Origin of the sequence: Agromyces sp. NPDC057865 (assembly GCF_042796995.1) — a bacterium.
Classification (GTDB): domain Bacteria; phylum Actinomycetota; class Actinomycetes; order Actinomycetales; family Microbacteriaceae; genus Agromyces.
The window spans coordinates 1-15468 of the sequence record NZ_JBHVMJ010000003.1; the positions used below are offsets into that span (position 1 = coordinate 1).

At 70.5% G+C, this 15468-nt stretch carries 16 protein-coding genes; 9 read left to right on the forward strand and 7 right to left on the reverse strand.

The genetic code is table 11. The features are described from left to right. The first annotated feature begins 207 nt into the window (after positions 1–207). The gene (locus ACFVN5_RS12985; protein ID WP_376955652.1) at positions 208–603 is read left to right on the forward strand and encodes a hypothetical protein; all 396 of its coding nucleotides are present in this window, start codon (positions 208–210) and stop codon (positions 601–603) included. On the opposite strand, the gene ACFVN5_RS12990 is transcribed toward ACFVN5_RS12985, so the two are convergent. From ACFVN5_RS12990 to ACFVN5_RS13010, 5 genes are all read right to left on the reverse strand, one after another. Beyond that, the gene (locus ACFVN5_RS12990; RefSeq protein WP_376955653.1) at positions 604–1071 is read right to left on the reverse strand and encodes a GbsR/MarR family transcriptional regulator; all 468 of its coding nucleotides are present in this window, start codon (positions 1069–1071) and stop codon (positions 604–606) included. Between the two features lie 27 nt (positions 1072–1098). Then, entirely contained in the window at positions 1099–2721 is a 1623-nt protein-coding gene (locus ACFVN5_RS12995) for an ABC transporter permease (protein WP_376955654.1), read from the reverse strand. Continuing rightward, entirely contained in the window at positions 2718–3650 is a 933-nt protein-coding gene (locus tag ACFVN5_RS13000) for an ATP-binding cassette domain-containing protein (protein WP_376955655.1), read from the reverse strand. Before ACFVN5_RS13000 ends, ACFVN5_RS12995 begins: the two co-directional genes overlap by 4 nt. An 88-nt stretch (positions 3651–3738) precedes the next feature. Continuing rightward, a complete protein-coding gene (locus tag ACFVN5_RS13005) occupies positions 3739–4407 on the reverse strand; it encodes a potassium channel family protein (protein WP_376955656.1) in 669 nt (222 codons plus the stop codon). Further along, positions 4400–5845, reverse strand: coding sequence for a TrkH family potassium uptake protein (locus ACFVN5_RS13010; RefSeq protein WP_376955657.1), 1446 nt, complete (start codon positions 5843–5845; stop codon positions 4400–4402). Before ACFVN5_RS13010 ends, ACFVN5_RS13005 begins: the two co-directional genes overlap by 8 nt. Positions 5846–5917: 72 nt before the next feature. On the opposite strand from ACFVN5_RS13010, the gene ACFVN5_RS13015 reads away from it, so the two are divergent. Together ACFVN5_RS13015 and ACFVN5_RS13020 are read left to right on the forward strand one after the other, a co-directional pair. Further along, complete coding sequence (locus ACFVN5_RS13015) at positions 5918–6346, forward strand: ArsR/SmtB family transcription factor (protein WP_376955658.1); 429 nt, start codon at positions 5918–5920, stop codon at positions 6344–6346. 231 nt (positions 6347–6577) lie between these two features. After that, positions 6578–6970, forward strand: a complete 393-nt coding sequence (locus ACFVN5_RS13020; protein ID WP_376955659.1) for a GIY-YIG nuclease family protein — start codon at positions 6578–6580, stop codon at positions 6968–6970. A 68-nt stretch (positions 6971–7038) separates the two neighbouring features. On the opposite strand, the gene ACFVN5_RS13025 is transcribed toward ACFVN5_RS13020, so the two are convergent. Together ACFVN5_RS13025 and ACFVN5_RS13030 are read right to left on the reverse strand one after the other, a co-directional pair. Beyond that, positions 7039–7527: a DUF1772 domain-containing protein gene (locus tag ACFVN5_RS13025; protein ID WP_376955660.1), complete on the reverse strand. Its 489-nt coding sequence runs from the start codon at positions 7525–7527 to the stop codon at positions 7039–7041. 46 nt (positions 7528–7573) lie between these two features. Next, entirely contained in the window at positions 7574–8083 is a 510-nt protein-coding gene (locus ACFVN5_RS13030) for a GNAT family N-acetyltransferase (RefSeq protein ID WP_376955661.1), read from the reverse strand. A 117-nt stretch (positions 8084–8200) separates the two neighbouring features. On the opposite strand from ACFVN5_RS13030, the gene ACFVN5_RS13035 reads away from it, so the two are divergent. The 6 genes from ACFVN5_RS13035 (at position 8201) to ACFVN5_RS13060 (ending at position 15427) form a co-directional block, all read left to right on the forward strand. Beyond that, positions 8201–8299, forward strand: a complete 99-nt coding sequence (locus tag ACFVN5_RS13035; protein WP_003792170.1) for a 30S ribosomal protein bS22 — start codon at positions 8201–8203, stop codon at positions 8297–8299. An 80-nt stretch (positions 8300–8379) separates the two neighbouring features. Further along, positions 8380–8649, forward strand: coding sequence for a glutaredoxin family protein (locus ACFVN5_RS13040; RefSeq protein WP_376955662.1), 270 nt, complete (start codon positions 8380–8382; stop codon positions 8647–8649). Between the two features lie 81 nt (positions 8650–8730). Continuing rightward, positions 8731–10311 (forward strand): FAD-dependent oxidoreductase, encoded by a 1581-nt coding sequence (locus ACFVN5_RS13045; RefSeq protein WP_376955663.1) that lies wholly within the window; start codon positions 8731–8733, stop codon positions 10309–10311. A gap of 176 nt (positions 10312–10487) precedes the next feature. Next, positions 10488–12836 carry an arylsulfatase gene (locus ACFVN5_RS13050; RefSeq protein ID WP_376955664.1) on the forward strand — a complete coding sequence of 783 codons (2349 nt, stop codon included), beginning with the start codon at positions 10488–10490 and terminating at the stop codon, positions 12834–12836. Between the two features lie 11 nt (positions 12837–12847). After that, a complete protein-coding gene (locus ACFVN5_RS13055; protein ID WP_376955665.1) occupies positions 12848–13771 on the forward strand; it encodes an HAD family hydrolase in 924 nt (307 codons plus the stop codon). A 3-nt stretch (positions 13772–13774) separates the two neighbouring features. Then, positions 13775–15427: a SulP family inorganic anion transporter gene (locus ACFVN5_RS13060; RefSeq protein ID WP_376955666.1), complete on the forward strand. Its 1653-nt coding sequence runs from the start codon at positions 13775–13777 to the stop codon at positions 15425–15427. Positions 15428–15468 lie beyond the last annotated feature (41 nt).

Genomic DNA, 15468 nt, shown 5'->3' on the forward strand with positions numbered 1-15468 from the left:
GCCGGAGGCCGACGCGTATCGAGACCGAACATGCCGGGTCTCGATACGCGTCCGGCTGCGCCGGGCGCTACTCGACCACCGGGAAGGCTGCGCCGGGCGCTACTCGACCGCCGGGAAGGCTGCGCCGGGCGCTACTCGACCACCGGGAAGGCTGCGCCGGGCGCTACTCGACCACCGGGGAGGGCCGCGTCCGCTACCGTGTGCTCCATGGATGCGTCGGAGGTCGTCTCGGTCGTCGCCGAGGTGATCGGGTGGATCGCCCTCGGCGGCGGTCTCGTCTGCCTCCTGCTCGCGCTGCTCATCCGCCTCGCCGACGGCCGATGGCTCCCCACGGAGGCGGTCGTGATCGACCAGGAGCACGGCGCGACCATCCGCTGGTTCGCCGAGGGCGCGTTCCACCAGCGCCGACTCAGCGACGAGGAACGCGCGCACGTGCGGCATCCCGAGGAAGAGCCCGCCTACTTCAAGGAGCGCGAGCCCGACCGCCTGCGCCTGCACGAGTCGCCGCCCGGCCGTCGCATCATCCGGAACGTGGGGCTCATCCTGATCGGCATCGCCGTGGTCGCCGGCATCGTCGGCCTCGTGCTGATGTTCACCGCCTGATCAGCGCTCGCGCAGTTCCTCCCACTCGCGCATGAGATCGGGCATCCGTGCATCGATGAAGCGGTAGAACCGCGCCATCTCCCGGGCGCGTGCCGCGCCGGCATCCGTCTCGTCGCCGATGGCGTCGGCGGCACGATCGCCGAGGTCGGCGATCACTCCGTAGACCGGGCTCTTCGCCATGAGCGCGGTGTACCAGGCGTCGTCGAGGAACTCCCAGCGGTCACGGCGACTGCCCGCCTGCGGCACTCGGTGGAGGATGCCGATCTGCGAGAGGTAGCGCACCGCACCCGAGATCGCGGCGGCGCTCACGCCGAGCCGCTCGCCGAGCTCCGACGCGGTGAGGCCGCCGGCTTCGGCGACGAGCAGGGCCATGAGCACGCGCGCCGGCATCCGGGGGAATCCGGCCGCGGTGAGGACCGCGGCCGACTGCTCGACCGCGGCCTTCAGGCCCTGTTCGTCGCGTGGCATCCGCTCAGTCTCCCATCCGGCCGGCGCTCACCCGCCCGACGCCAGTTCGCGTCGCCGCATCGACCAGACCGCGACCGCACCCAGCCCGAGGCCGATGGCGAGCATCCAGAAGCCGCCCGTCCAGTCGGTCCCCCCGCCGGACGGGACCGGCGAGTGGTGGAACGGCGAGAGGTTCACGAGCCAGTCGGGGGCCTGCAGGATCGGGCCCCAGACACCGAGGATGGCGGCGACGCCGACGACCGTCCACCCGGCCGGGATGGTCGCGCGCGGCAGGAAGGCGAAGACGAGCAGCGTCAGCCCGAGGAAGACGAGGCATGCGGGCAACTGGGCCAGCGCCGCCTCGAGCACGTTCGGGATGAGCGACTCGGGATCGGCCGCGCTGCCCGCGCCCGCGATGCCCGCGAGCGCCGAGGCGGCGAGCACGATCACGATCACGATCACGCCGACGATCCAGTACTCGAGGAGCCAGCGCAGCCGCGGCACCGGCGTGCCGAGCACGATCTCGGCGGTGCCGTGCACCTCCTCCTGGCGTGCGCGGATGCCGACCTGGACTGCGCAGCACGCCGCGAGGATGCCGACGATCGAGTAGAAGACGGCGACGAACGCCTCCTCGATCGAGGCCTCGCTGCCGATCGCGTTCCGCAGCGTCTCGAGGATCTGCGGTGCGTCGGTCGCCGCCTGGTTCACCACGGATGAGAGGGACGTCGCGAGCAGGCCGGTGGCGATGCCACCCGCCGTCCACGCCAGCAGGATCGACGTGTTCAGGCGCCACGCGAGTCCGAACGAGCTCGACAGCACCGGCCCGGCGGTCGCCCGGCCGGCCCGGCCCGGCAGCAGGCTGGCGCCCTGGTCGCGGACCGACTGGAGCGCGAAGACGACCCCGATGAGCGCCGCGGCGAACGCCAGCGGGATGAGCAGCAGCGTGAGGTCGTTCTCGACGTAGGCGCCGGTGAACTGCCCGTAGCCGATCGGCGACAGCCAGCTCGGCCATGCCGGCGTGACATGCAGCAGGTCCGCCGACGGGGTTCCCGCGGCGTCGCCGATGCCGCGCAGCAGGTAGGCGGCGAGCACGAAGGTGACGGACAGGCTGTTCGCCCCGCGCGAGGTGCGGAACAGCTGGGCGGCGAACAGCCCGAAGGCGAGGAACGCGAAGCCGGAGACCGTCATCGCGGCGCCCCAGACGAACGATCCGCCGGGCTCGAGGCCACTCGCGATGAGGGCGAGCGCCGTGAGCAGTCCGAGCGCGACGTTGGCGAGGACGCCGTGGATCACCGTCGCGGTCGTCGGCAGGATGCGCCCGGCGCCGGTCGCGGCGACGGCCTCGGCACGACCCTCCTCTTCTTCCTTCCGGGTGTGGCGAACCGCGAGGAAGGTGCTCATCAGGCCGCCCATCAGCGCGAGCCAGGCGAACAGGAGGAAGAAGGCGAAGGCCCCGTCGTCCACGCCGTTCGGCGTGCCGCGGAAGATGAGGATGGTGCGGGTCGCGATCGCGACGCCGAGGATCTCCTTGCGGTCCTGCTCCTCGCCGTAGGTCGAGAACACGGCGCTCATCGAGGCGTACGTGAGCACGGCGATGCCGATGATCCACAGCGCGAGCTGCAGGCGGTCGCGACGGATGCGCTGCCGGAGCAGCACCATGAGCGTGGTCACGCCCGTGCCTCCTCCTCGACCGGGGCGAGCTCGTCGCCGTAGTGGCGCAGGAAGAGGTCCTCCAGCGACGGCGGCGCGACCGTGAGGCCCTGCACGCCGAGTCGTCCGAGGTCGGGGAGCACGTCGGCCACCCGGTCGCTGTCGACCGTGAAGCGCACGCGTCCCTCGTCGATGACGAGATCGTGTATACCCGGGATCGCGGTGACGCCGGCCTCCTTGGCGGGATCGTGGACGAACGAGATCTCGGTGCGGGTCAGGTGGCGGAGCTCGGCGAGCGTGCCGCTCTCGACGACCTTGCCGGCGCGGATGATCGTGACGCGGTCGCACAGCGCCTCGACCTCCGAGAGGATGTGGCTCGACAGCAGCACGGTGGCGCCCTCGCGGGCGACGCGGTCGATCTCGCGGTTGAACACCTGCTCCATGAGCGGGTCGAGGCCGCTCGTCGGCTCGTCGAGCACGTAGAGGTCGGCGGGCGTGGCGAAGGCGGCCACGAGAGCGACCTTCTGGCGGTTGCCCTTCGAGTAGGCGCGGCCCTTCTTGCGCGGGTCGAGCTGGAACACGTCGAGGAGGCGCTGCTTGCGCTCGCGGTAGGCGGCCTTGTCGGTCATCCCGCCGCGCAGGCGCGTGAGCAGGTCGATGGCCTCGCCGCCGGTGAGGTTCGGCCAGAGCGCGACGTCGCCCGGCACGTAGGCCACGCGCTTGTGCAGGTCTGCGGCATCCGTCCACGGATCGCGCTCGAAGAGGGTCGCCTCGCCGCCCGACGCCCGGGCGAGCCCGAGCAGGATGCGGATGGTGGTGGACTTCCCGGCGCCGTTCGGGCCGAGGAAGCCGTGGATCTCGCCGGCGTCGACGGAGAAGTCGAGGCCGTCGAGGGCGATGGTGCGCCCGAAGCGCTTCTCGAGGCCTCGGGTGCTGATCACGGTGGTCATGAGCGCGATGCTACGCGCGATTCACAATTTTGTGAATTCTCTTAACGGATCCCTAACGGGCACGGCGCGCCGCGGCATCCGTGCGCCCCTATTCGAGCGCCGCGAACTTCTCAATGTCGCCCTCGGTGCCCGACACGATGATGAGGTCGTGGTTCGACACGACGGTCTTCTCGGTGGCGTACGTGAACGGCTTGCCGGGGCTCTTCACGCCGACGACGGTGACGTTGTGGCGCGAGCGCACGCCCGACTCCGTGAGGTTCTTGCCTCGGATCGGCTTCGGCGGGTACATCTTCACGAGCGCGAAGTCGTCGTCGAACTCGATGAAGTCGAGCATGCGGCCGCTGACGAGGTGCGCGGTGCGCTCGCCCGCCTCGCGCTCGGGGTAGATCACGTGATTGGCGCCGATGCGCTCGAGGATCTTGCCGTGCGAGGCCGAGATCGCCTTCGCCCAGATCTGCGGGATCTTGAGGTCGACGAGGTTCGCGGTGATGAGCACGGATGCCTCGATCGATGATCCCACCGCGCAGACGGCGATCGAGAAGTCCTGGGCGCCGATCTGGCGCAGGGCGTCGATCGAGCGCGCGTCGGCCACGACCGCGTGCGTGACGCGCTCGGCCCACTTCTGCACGAGCGTCTCGTCGTCGTCGACCGCGAGCACCTCGCGACCGAGCCGGTCGAGCTGGCCCGCGGTCGCAGCTCCGAAGCGGCCGAGGCCGATCACGAGGACCGGCGCGTCGTGCTTGATCCGATCAACCAACGATGGGCCTCTCTTCCGGACGACGGTACAACTGCCGGCGCTGGCTGGCGGCCAGGGCCGCGGCGAATGTCACTGTACCAACCCGCCCCAAGAACATCGTGGCGCCCATCACGTAGACGCCGGCGGGCGGGAGTTCGCCCGTGAGGCCGGTCGACAGGCCGCACGTGGCGAACGCCGAGATGACGTCGAAGAGCACGTAGTCGAAGGGCTCCTTGGTGATCTGCAGAATGGCGATCGACGACACCGCGACGATCGTCGCGCCCCACAGCACGACGCTCACCGAGAGGCGGAGCATGTCGCGCGGGATGCGCCGGCCGAACGCCTCCATCGCGGGCGCGCCGCGCGCCTCCGCGAAGGCGGCGAGGAACAACACGGCGAGCGTTGTGACCTTGATGCCGCCGGCGGTGGACGCGGAGCCGCCGCCGATGAACATGAGCATGTCGGAGACGAGGAGGCTCGACCCGTTCAGGTCGTGCATGTTGATGGTCGCGAAGCCGCCCGACCTCGTCATGGCGGACATGAACAGCGACTGGAAGACGGTCGGCGCGGCATCCAGCTGCCCGTAGGTGCGGGGGTTGTTGTACTCGAGCAGCAGGAACATGCCGGCGCCGAGCACGAACAGGATCACGGTCGTCGTGATCGTGAGCTTGACGTGCAGGCTCCAGCGGCGGGGCGTGCGCCACGATCGCGCGAGCGCGAAGATCACGGGGAAGCCGAGGCTGCCGACGAAGACGCCGATCATGAGCAGCGTCTGCATCCAGTAGTCGTGCTCGAACGGCTCCATCCCGCCGGGGTTCGGGCTGAAGCCCGTGTTCGTGAACGCCATCGCCGAGTAGTAGAAGCTGTACCAGATCGAGTGGAACCAGTCGTATCCCTCGCGCAGCATGCTCGGGATCATCGCCACCGCGAGCGTCAGCTCGATGACGAGGGCGGTGATCACGACGGTGACGAGGAGGCCGCCGACCTCGCCGAGTCGCACCGCCTGCCGCTCGGAGACGGGGCCGACGTGGATGCGCGACGGGTTCGTGTCGCTCGCGGCGATGAGCTTCGCCCGCAGGCCCAGTCGCCGCGAGATGACGAATCCGAGGATCGATGCCAGCGTGAGTACGCCGACGCCGCCGATGTTGACGCCGATGAACACGAGGGCGTTGCCGAACGGCGACCAGTACGTCGCCATGTCGACCGTCGCGAGGCCCGTGACGCAGATGACCGAGACCGCCGTGAAGAACGCGTCGTGCAGCGGCGCGCCGGACCCGGAGCCGGCTCGCGCGATCGGCAGCGAGAACAGCAGCGTGAAGACCAGGATGAGCGCCGCGAACACGAGGATCGCGAACCGCGACGGCGAGCTCTTGACGAGCGCGTCGACGGCGTCGCGCAGCCGGCCGAGCCAGGACCGCCGATCCGATCGACCGAGGCGGTCCATCGCCCGTGCGCGCATCGAGCCCCCTAGCCGCCGTCACCGAATGCGTGAGTCATGGTACTCCTCGGCGGGAATGACTACCCTTGACGCATGGCGGACATCTTCGACGTGGTGGCGGACACGACACGGCGCGACATCCTCGGGGTGCTCCTCGATCGCGAGACGTCCGCGCCCGAATCCGGCGGTGAGATCAGCGTCTCCGAGATCGTCTCGACGCTCGGCCTCAGCCAGCCCACCGTCTCGAAGCACCTGAAGGTGCTGCGAGAGGCGGGTCTCGTGGGCGTTCGCGAAGAGGGACAGCACCGCTACTACCACCTCGACCGGCGTCCGCTCGAGACACTCGAGGACTGGCTCATTCCGTTCGTGTCATCCGATGCGGCAGCGGATGCCGCGACCCTCGCCGGGGCCGAGGCGCAGGACACGGGGCTCAACGACGACCAGCTCGCCTGGGCGTCCGCGATCGGCCAGCGCTTCGCCGAGGCCGCTCACGCGGTCGTCGGCCCGAAGAAGCGTCGCTGAGGCTGCCGGTCGTCGAGGAGCGTCGCGCGAAGCGCGACGCGCATCGAGACGCAAGTCCCGCAGCCGGTCGTCGAGTAGCGCCCGGCGCAGCCGGACGCGTATCGAGACGCAGGTTCCCGCAGCCGGTCGTCGAGTAGCGCCCGGCGCAGCCGGACGCGTATCGAGACGCAAGTCCCGCAGCCGGTCGTCGAGTAGCGCCCGGCGCAGCCGGACGCGTATCGAGACGCAAGCATGGCGGGATCCCGTCCTCCCCATACGCATTCCCACAAGATCCGGAAGCAAGAACGCTTCGAATGCCGCAATCGCCTGGCCCACCCACGCAATCTGGCATCCATGCCGCACTTTTACATCCTCGAATGCATCGACCGCACCATGTATGTCGGGAGCACCATCGATCTCGAGCGGCGGATCGAGCAGCACCAGCGAGGTGAGGGCTCGTCCTACACTCGGCGCCGACTGCCGGTGCGGCTCATCTTCAGCCAGGAATTCGAACGCATCGAAGACGCATTCGCGCTCGAGAAACAGGTGCAGGGATGGAGTCGCGCGAAGCGGATCGCGTTGATCGAGGGCCGGTTCGATGCGCTGCCGGGGTTGTCGCGGAAGCGGTGGAGGCGAGGCGAGTAAGGTGGGCGGCTCGCTGCGTCTCGATATGCGTCCGGCTGCGCCGGGCGCTACTCGACGACCGGGGCAGGTCAGCCTGCCGCGAGCAGGGCGAGCGTGAAGCCCAGGCAGGCGAGCGCCGCGGTGAGCGTGCGGACGTGGTTCCACGCCTGCCAGCCCGGGCGGAACGCCGTCCATGCGGCGGCCAGCCCCGCGGCATCCGTCGTCGATGCAGCGGCGAGCCGGTTGTTCCGGGGCACGTTGGCGGCGCCCGTGACCCCGATGACGCCGACGAGGTAGAGCACGGATGCCGCGATCGCCCACCAGGCGCCGTCCTCGAGCGATCCGAGCAGCGCGAGCACGAACACCACGCCCGCGATGAGCGCCGTGCCGAAGAGCTCGACCATGAGCGGTGCGCGAACGGCGGTGACGTTGACCTCCTGCATGGCCCGCGCGGCATCCGCCGGCTGCAGTCGGTCGAGCCCCTGGGTCACGAACCCGGAGAACGCGTAGAAGACCCCGGCGGCGATGCCGGTGCCGAGGATCGCGGCGATGAGCAGCACGTGGATGAACACGGTCATCACGCAAGTCTGCCGTGACCCGCCGTCAGCCAGGCGAGGCCCGCCGTCAGCGCAGCGGCTTGACCATCTCGAGCTCGAGTCCGCCCGGCGGGAGCTCGTACTCGCGGCTGCGACCGGTCAGGACGAAGCCGAGCTTCTCGTAGAACCGGCGGGCGCGCGGGTTGTCCTCGTGCACCTCGAGGCGCAGCGTGTCGCCGTGCTCGCGCGCCCAGTCCTCGACCGCCTCGAGCAGCCGGCGCGTCACGCCGAGTGAGTCGCCGCGGTAGGCGGGCGACACGTAGACGCCGACGAGCAGCGGGCCGGTGCGTGCATCGGGGATGTACCCGCCCATGTGCCCGACCCAGCGGCCGCCGTCGATCGCGACGATCGACGTCTGGCCGGGCGTCGTGCCCCGCGCGCCGCGGAGCCGCCAGCCGGACTCGTCGACGTGCTCGGCGTGCTCGAGGGTCTCGCCGTAGGCGAGCGGGTAGTCGCGCAGCATCTCGAGCCGCAGCGTGCGCACGGAGGTCCAGTCGTCCTCGGTCGTGGTGCGGATCACGAGGTCGTCGGCGCGCATTCCTCGACGGTAACGCATCCGAACGGCACTCCCGCGCGGATCCGCTAGACTATCCCGAGGCTCTCCGCCCCGGGCTGCGGCACGCGCGCCCGACTGATCTTTTTCTGTGAGGTTTCGATGGGTTCCGTCATCAAGAAGCGCCGCAAGCGCATGGCGAAGAAGAAGCACCGCAAGCTGCTTCGCAAGACGCGTCACCAGCGTCGCAACAAGAAGTAGTCGTCTTCGCACGATCGGCTGAGCGTCAGGCCCCTCGGGCCTGGCGCTTTTCGCTGTGCCCGCCGACGTACGCTGGAGGCGTGACCCGAGACCACCGCCTCACCCTCATCGGCAAACCCGGCTGCCACCTCTGCGACGATGCGCGCGAGGTCGTGCAGGCCGTCATGGCCGAGGTCGAGGCGTCGGATGCCCCGCCGCGCATCACGCTCGAGGAGCAGTCGATCCTCGACGACGCCGCGCTCGCCGAGCGCTACGCCGAGGAGATCCCGGTGCTGCTCGTCGACGGCGAGGTGCACAACTACTGGCGCATCGACCCGGTGCGGCTGAAGACGGCGCTCCTGGCCGGCTGAAAGCGGCGTCCGGGGCATAGTCGCGGCATCCGTCGGGGTCAAACCCTTGCCGGTGCCTCGCCCCGGGCGTTGACTGTGCGCATGGCCTCGCTCTGGAGGGACCTCGCAGCGGCCGCCGTGAACGGCGATGCCGCACCCACCGCCCGGTACGAGGGCGCCGTGTCGCCGGGGGAGCGGTTCGACGTCGCAGTCGTCGGCGCCGGCATCACCGGGCTGTCGACCGCGCTCATGCTCGTCGACGCCGGCGTGCGGGTCGTCGTGCTCGAGGCGCGGGACGTCGGCGCGCTCGCATCGGGCCTCAACACCGGCAAGGCGAGCGTGCTGCAGGGCGCGATGCTGCAGCGGCTGCGTGAGGCGCACCCGGCCAAGCTGGCGCGCGCGTACGTCGAGGCGAACCTCGACGGGCAGCAGTTCATCGCAGACTTCGCCCGGCACCACGGCGTGCCGTTCAGCGAGGAGACCGCGTACAGCTTCGCCACCTCCGACGAGGGGCTCCGCACGGTCGACCGCGAGTTCGCGGCGGCGGCCGAAGCCGGCCTGCCGGTCGAGCGGGTCGAGCGGATGCCGCTTCCCTTCCCGTTCGAGGGCGGCGTCGCGCTGCCCGGGCAGCTCGGGCTCGATCCCTACCGGCTGCTCGTAGCGATGGCGCGCGCCTTCGTCGCGGCGGGCGGCGTGCTCCTCGAGGACATGCGCGTGCAGGGCGTGCACGCCGGGCGACCGGTCGAGCTGCACACGCCGAACGGCGCGGTGCGAGCGGATGCCGCGGTGATCGCCACGGGGCATCCGGTGCTCAATCGCGGGCTCTACTTCGCCAAGCTGCGCCCGTCGCGCTCGTACCTTACGACGTACCGGGCCGACGGACGGTTGCCCGAGGGGCTCTTCATCTCGGTCGACGGCGAGACCCGGTCGCTGCGCATGGTGCCCGACCTCGACGCCGACGCGCCTCCGCTGCTCATGGTCGGCGGCAACCACCACGCCCCGGGTCGCGTGCCCTCGACCGAGGCGAAGGTGCAGGACCTCGTGGACTGGACGGGCGTGCACTTCCCGGGCGCCGAGCTCACGCACCGGTGGGCCGCGCAGGACTACCACTCGGCGAACCTCATCCCGTTCGTCGGGCGGATGCCGCGCGGCTTCGGACGGGTCTGGCTCGCCACCGGCTACGCGAAGTGGGGCCTCACGAACGGCGCCGCGGCCGGCATCCGCATCAGCGAGGAGATCCTCGGCGTGCCGTGGCGGGAGCGCCGCGAGTGGATCCGCGTGATCAGCACGCGCACGACGATGCCGTCGGACCTCTGGCGCGGGATGGCGGAGGGCTCGCAGGTCGGGAAGTGGATCGCGGTGGGCTGGGCCGAGGCGGAGACGCGACGGGCGCCCGCCGACCGTCCGGCCGAGGGGAAGGGCGTCGTCGTCACACGCGGCGGGGTGCCGCACGGGATCTCCACGGTCGACGGGCGCACGGTCGCCGTCCGCGCGGTCTGCACGCACCTCGGTGGGGTGCTGCAGTGGAACGACGCGGAGTGCACGTGGGACTGCCCGCTGCACGGCTCGCGGTTCGAGGCATCCGGTGCTCGCATCGAAGGGCCCGCCGTGCACGACCTGCCCGAGGAGCCGCGGAAGCCCAAGGCGTCGACGGCGAGGAGTCGGTCGATGCCCGACGGGTGAGTGCGCGCGCAGGCGTCTCGATACGCGTCGGCTGCGCCGGCGCTACTCGACGACCGACCGCGGGAGCTGAGCTTCGCTCGCACCTCGTTCCTTGCCACCGCGGATGCCGCATGGCAACGTGAGTGGCACGGCCGCCGAACCCCTCGGCGGCCGTCGAGGGGGAAGGGGTTCGCGAAGTGGCGAAGGAATTCAAGGGCCGGATCGAGCTCGACGTGCGCGACTCGGAGGGCGACTGGGACGCGTTCCTGCCGGAGCCGGCACCGAAGGGCGCACCGAACGTGCTGGTCGTGCTCTACGACGACACGGGGCAGGCGGCCTGGTCGCCGTACGGCGGGCGCATCGACATGCCGACGATGGAACGGCTCGCGAAGGACGGACTCACGTACACGCAGTGGCACACCACGGCGCTGTGCTCCCCGACGCGGTCGACGTTCCTCACCGGACGCAACCACCACGCGAACGGGTTCGCGACCATCTCGGAGTCCTCGACGGGCTTCCCCGGGTACAACTCGCACATCCCGCCCGAGAACGTGCCGATGGCGCACCTGCTGCGCGACGCCGGCTGGGCGACGTTCTGGGTCGGCAAGAACCACAACGTGCCCATCGACGAGTGGACGGCCGGCGCCTCGAAGAAGAACTGGCCGCTCGCGCAGGGCTACGACCGCTTCTACGGGTTCGTCGGCGGCGAGACGAACAACTGGTACCCGTCGCTCGCCGAGGACAACCACTACATCGAGCAGCCGTACACGCCTGAGGAGGGCTACCACCTCTCGAAGGACCTCGCCGACCAGGCGCTGAAGATGATCCGGGACGTCAAGCAGACGGAGCCCGACAAGCCCTGGTACCTCTGGTTCTGCCCGGGCGCCAACCACGCGCCCCACCACGCCCCGCAGGAGTACATCGCCAAGTACAAGGGCGCGTTCGACGACGGCTACGAGGCCTACCGCGAGTGGGTGCTCGCGCGCATGATCGAGAAGGGCATCCTGCCTGAGGGAACGGAGCTCACGCCGCTCAACCCGATGCCCGAGGGCACGTTCTCGGAGTCGGATCGCGTCCGCCCGTGGGACGAGCTCGGCGACGAGGAGAAGGCGATGTTCTGCCGCATGGCGGAGGTCTACGCCGGCTTCTCCGAGTACACCGACGCGCAGGTGGGCCGGATCATCGACTACCTCGAGGAGTCGGGCCAGCTGGAGAACACGCTCGTCATCTACGCGGCCGACAACGGGGCATCCGGTGAAGGAAGCCCGAACGGCTCGGTCAACGAGGGCAAGATCTTCGGCGGCTACCCCGACTCGCTCGAGGACAACCTGCGCCTCGTCGACAAGCTCGGCAGCCCCGACACGTACAACCACTACCCGACGGGCTGGGCGGCCGCGTTCTCGACGCCGTACCGCATGTTCAAGCGATACGTGTACCAGGGCGGCGTCTGCGATCCGCTCGTCATCTCGTGGCCGGCCGGCATGCGGGCGCGCGGCGAGATCCGCAACCAGTACCACCACTCGACCGACATCGTCGCGACGATCCTCGACGCGTGCGGCCTCTCGCTGCCCGAGTCCTACAACGGCGTGACCCAGCGTCCGCTCGACGGCGTCTCGATGCGGTACTCCTTCGACGCCGAGGTCGACGGCCCGACGCAGAAGGAGACCCAGTACTACGAGATGTTCGGCAATCGCGGCATCTGGCACGAGGGCTGGAAGGCCGTCACGGAGCACGGACCGGTGAGCGGGAAGGGCGACTACGACAACGACACGTGGCAGCTGTTCCACACCGACGTCGATCGAGCCGAGTCAGCGGATCTCGCGGCGGCGCATCCCGACAAGGTCGAGGAGCTGAAGGCACTCTGGATGGCGGAGGCGAAGCGCAATCTCGTGCTTCCCCTGAACGATCTCGCCATCCTCTCCAATCCGAAGGACTTCGACCTCTTCGTCAACCAGATGGAGTTCCACGTCCCGGTGCCGCCGTCGGGCCAGTACACGTACTACCCGGGCACGTCCGAGGTGCCGGAGCGCTCGGCGGCGAACACGCACGGCGTCTCGTACAAGGTGCTCGCCGAGGTCGACCTCACGCCGCAGACCGAGGGCGTGATCTTCGCCCACGGATCGCGGTTCGGCGGCCATGCGCTGTTCATCAGGGACGGCCAGGTCGTGTACGTGTACAACTTCCTCGGCATCCCGCCGATCTACCGCGTCGCGGCGCCGGCGCCCACCTCGGGATCGCACGTCATCGGCGTCGACTTCGCGAAGGAGAAGACGGGGGAGTACCGCGAGGGGATCGGGCCGCTGCGGCTGCACATCGACGACCAGCAGGTCGCCGAGACCGAGATCCGTACGGTGCTCGGCCACTTCTCGCTCTGCGGAGAGGGCCTCTGCATCGGCTACGACTCGGCCGACGCGGTCGCGGCCGACTACGCCGGGTCGAACTTCCCGTTCGCGAACGGCGAGATCCGCAAGGTCGTGTTCGACATCGCCGACGACGCCTACGTCGACCTCGAGGCGCACCTGGCCGCGGCGATGGCCAGGGACTGACGGGGCAGCGGATGCCCCGCGCGCTCCCGTCGTGGTCCGACGGGCCGACCCGCGACGCGATCATCGCGTTCGCGACGTCGGTCTCGTCGGGCCCCGACGCCGTGCCCGAGGCCGAGCGCGTCGCCGTTTTCGACAACGACGGCACGCTCTGGACCGAGAAGCCGATGCCGACGCAGCTGCACTTCATCGTGGAGCAGTGGAAGGCGGCCGCCGACGCGGACCCGTCGCTCGCCGAGCAGCAGCCCTACAAGGCCGCCGCCAGCGGTGACCTCGCGTGGCTCGGCGCCGCCATCGACAAGCACTACAACGGCGACGACTCCGACCTGCACGCCATGGTCGGGGCGATCCTCGCCTCGACGGCGGGAGAGAGCGTCGACGACTACGAGGCGCAGGTCGCCATGTTCTACCGCGACGCCCAGCACCTCACGCTGCATCGGCCGTACCGGTTCGCGATCTACCAGCCGATGATCGAGCTGCTGCGGTTCCTCGAGGCGCACGGGTTCGCGTGCTACATCGTGTCGGGCGGCGACCGCGACTTCATGCGCCCGATGACCGTGGAGTACTACGGCATCCCGCCCGAGCGGGTCGTCGGATCGGCGGTCGGGCTGACGTACGACGACGACGCGACGGCCGTGCGCTACGGCTCGACGTTCGACTTCATGGACGACGGACCCGAGAAGCCCATCCGCATCTGGAGCCGCATCGGGCGCCGACCGCTCCTCGCCGCGGGCAACTCGAACGGCGACGTGCCGATGTTGCGCTACGTACAGGGACATCCGCGCTCGCTCTCGCTGCTCATCCGCCACGACGACGACGGCCGTGGCGACGCACCCTACGACACGGGGGCCGAGCAGGCGCTCGCCGCGGCATCCGACCACGGCTTCACCGTCGTGAGCGTCAAGCGCGACTGGTCGACCGTCTTCCCCGAGGCCTAGCGGATGCCACGCGCCGAGGCCCCGGCGGTCGCCGCCCCGCGCCGGTTCCGCCTGTTCCCGACGCTCGCGGGATACCGGCTGGGCTGGCTCGGCCCCGACGTGCTCGCCGGGCTCTCTGCGGGCGCGGTGGTCATCCCGCAGGCGATGGCGTACGCGACCATCGCCAACCTGCCCGTGCAACTCGGCCTCTACACGTGCATGGTGCCGATGCTCGTGTACGCGATGCTCGGCGGCTCGCGCGCGATGAGCGTTTCGACGACGTCCACGATCGCGACGCTGAGCGGCACCACCCTCGTGTCAGCCGGGGTCGCCGCCGGATCCGACGATCCCGTGCCCGACCTCATGGCGCTCACGCTGCTGGTGGGCCTGATCCTGCTCGTGGCGCGCGTCGCGCGCCTCGGGTCGCTCGTCGAGAACATCTCGAAGGCGACGCTCGTCGGCATCCAGGTGGGGGTCGGCGCCACGGTCGCGGTCGGGCAGCTGCCGAAGCTGCTCGGCGAGACCGACGACCTCAGCACGCACGGGTTCATCCGCTCGGTGGTCGCCGTGTTCGAGGCGATCCCCGGCGCGAACGTCGCCACCATCGCGTTGTCGGCGGGCTCGATCGCGGTGCTGCTGCTGCTGAAGCGGTTCCTGCCGCGCGTGCCCGGCCCGCTCGTGGTCGTCGCCGGCGGCATCCTGCTCGTGGCGTTCGCGGGGCTCGGCGACGCGGGGGTCGCGCTCATCGATCCGGTGCCGCAGGGGTTCCCCGCTCCCGAGCTGCCGTCGTTCGCGAACCTCGGCGCGCTCGTGCCCGGGGCGCTCGCGATCGCGATCATGGCGTTCCTGGAGTCGGCGGCGGTGGCGCGGGGCATCCGCAAGCCCGGCGAGCCACAGGTCGACAGCAACCAGGAGCTGCTCGCGACCGGAGCCGCGAACACGCTCGGCTCGTTCTTCCAGGTGCTGCCCGCGGCCGGCGGCTTCTCGCAGAGCGCCGTGAACCAGGGCGCCGGCGCCCGCACCCAGCTCGCCTCAGTCGTGACCGTGGTGCTGGCCGTGCTCGTCGCGCTGTTCCTCGCGCCGGTGCTGAGCCTGCTGCCGCAGGCGACGCTCGCCGCGCTCGTCTTCGTCGCGGTCATCGGGCTCATCGACATCGCGTCGCTCGTGCGGTTCTGGCGCATCAGTCGCAACGACTTCTGGATCGCCGTCGTCACCGCCGCGGTCGGCCTCACGGGGGGGCTCCTGCTCGCCGTCGCCGTCGGCATCGTCGCGACGCTCGGCGTCGTGCTGCGTGAGCTCAACCGGCTGCGGGTGGAGGTGGACGAGCCCGTCGACGGGGTGTTGCCGATCCGGCTGCTCGGCCCGCTCTACACGGCGAACTCGCTCGCGTACGAGAACGCCGTGCTCGACGCGGTGCGGTCGCGCGGCGACACGAGCGTGCGCGCCGTCGCGCTCGAGCTCACGCGCATGGGCGTGACGTCGATCACCGTGCTCGACACGCTCGCCGACCTCGACCGCGAGCTCGCCGGGCACGGGGTCGAGCTGCGGCTCGCGGCGGTGCCGGAGTCGGGTGCGGCGGCGGCGCGGCGGGGGAGCTGGTTCCGCGGGCTGGAGGAGGCGGGTCGGGTCTACCCGACGCTCGCGGACGCGGTCGCGGCGGGGCATCCGGCCGAGTGAGGCGGGCTGCGGCTGGGCAGCGGGCGCTGGGGCGCGCGGTC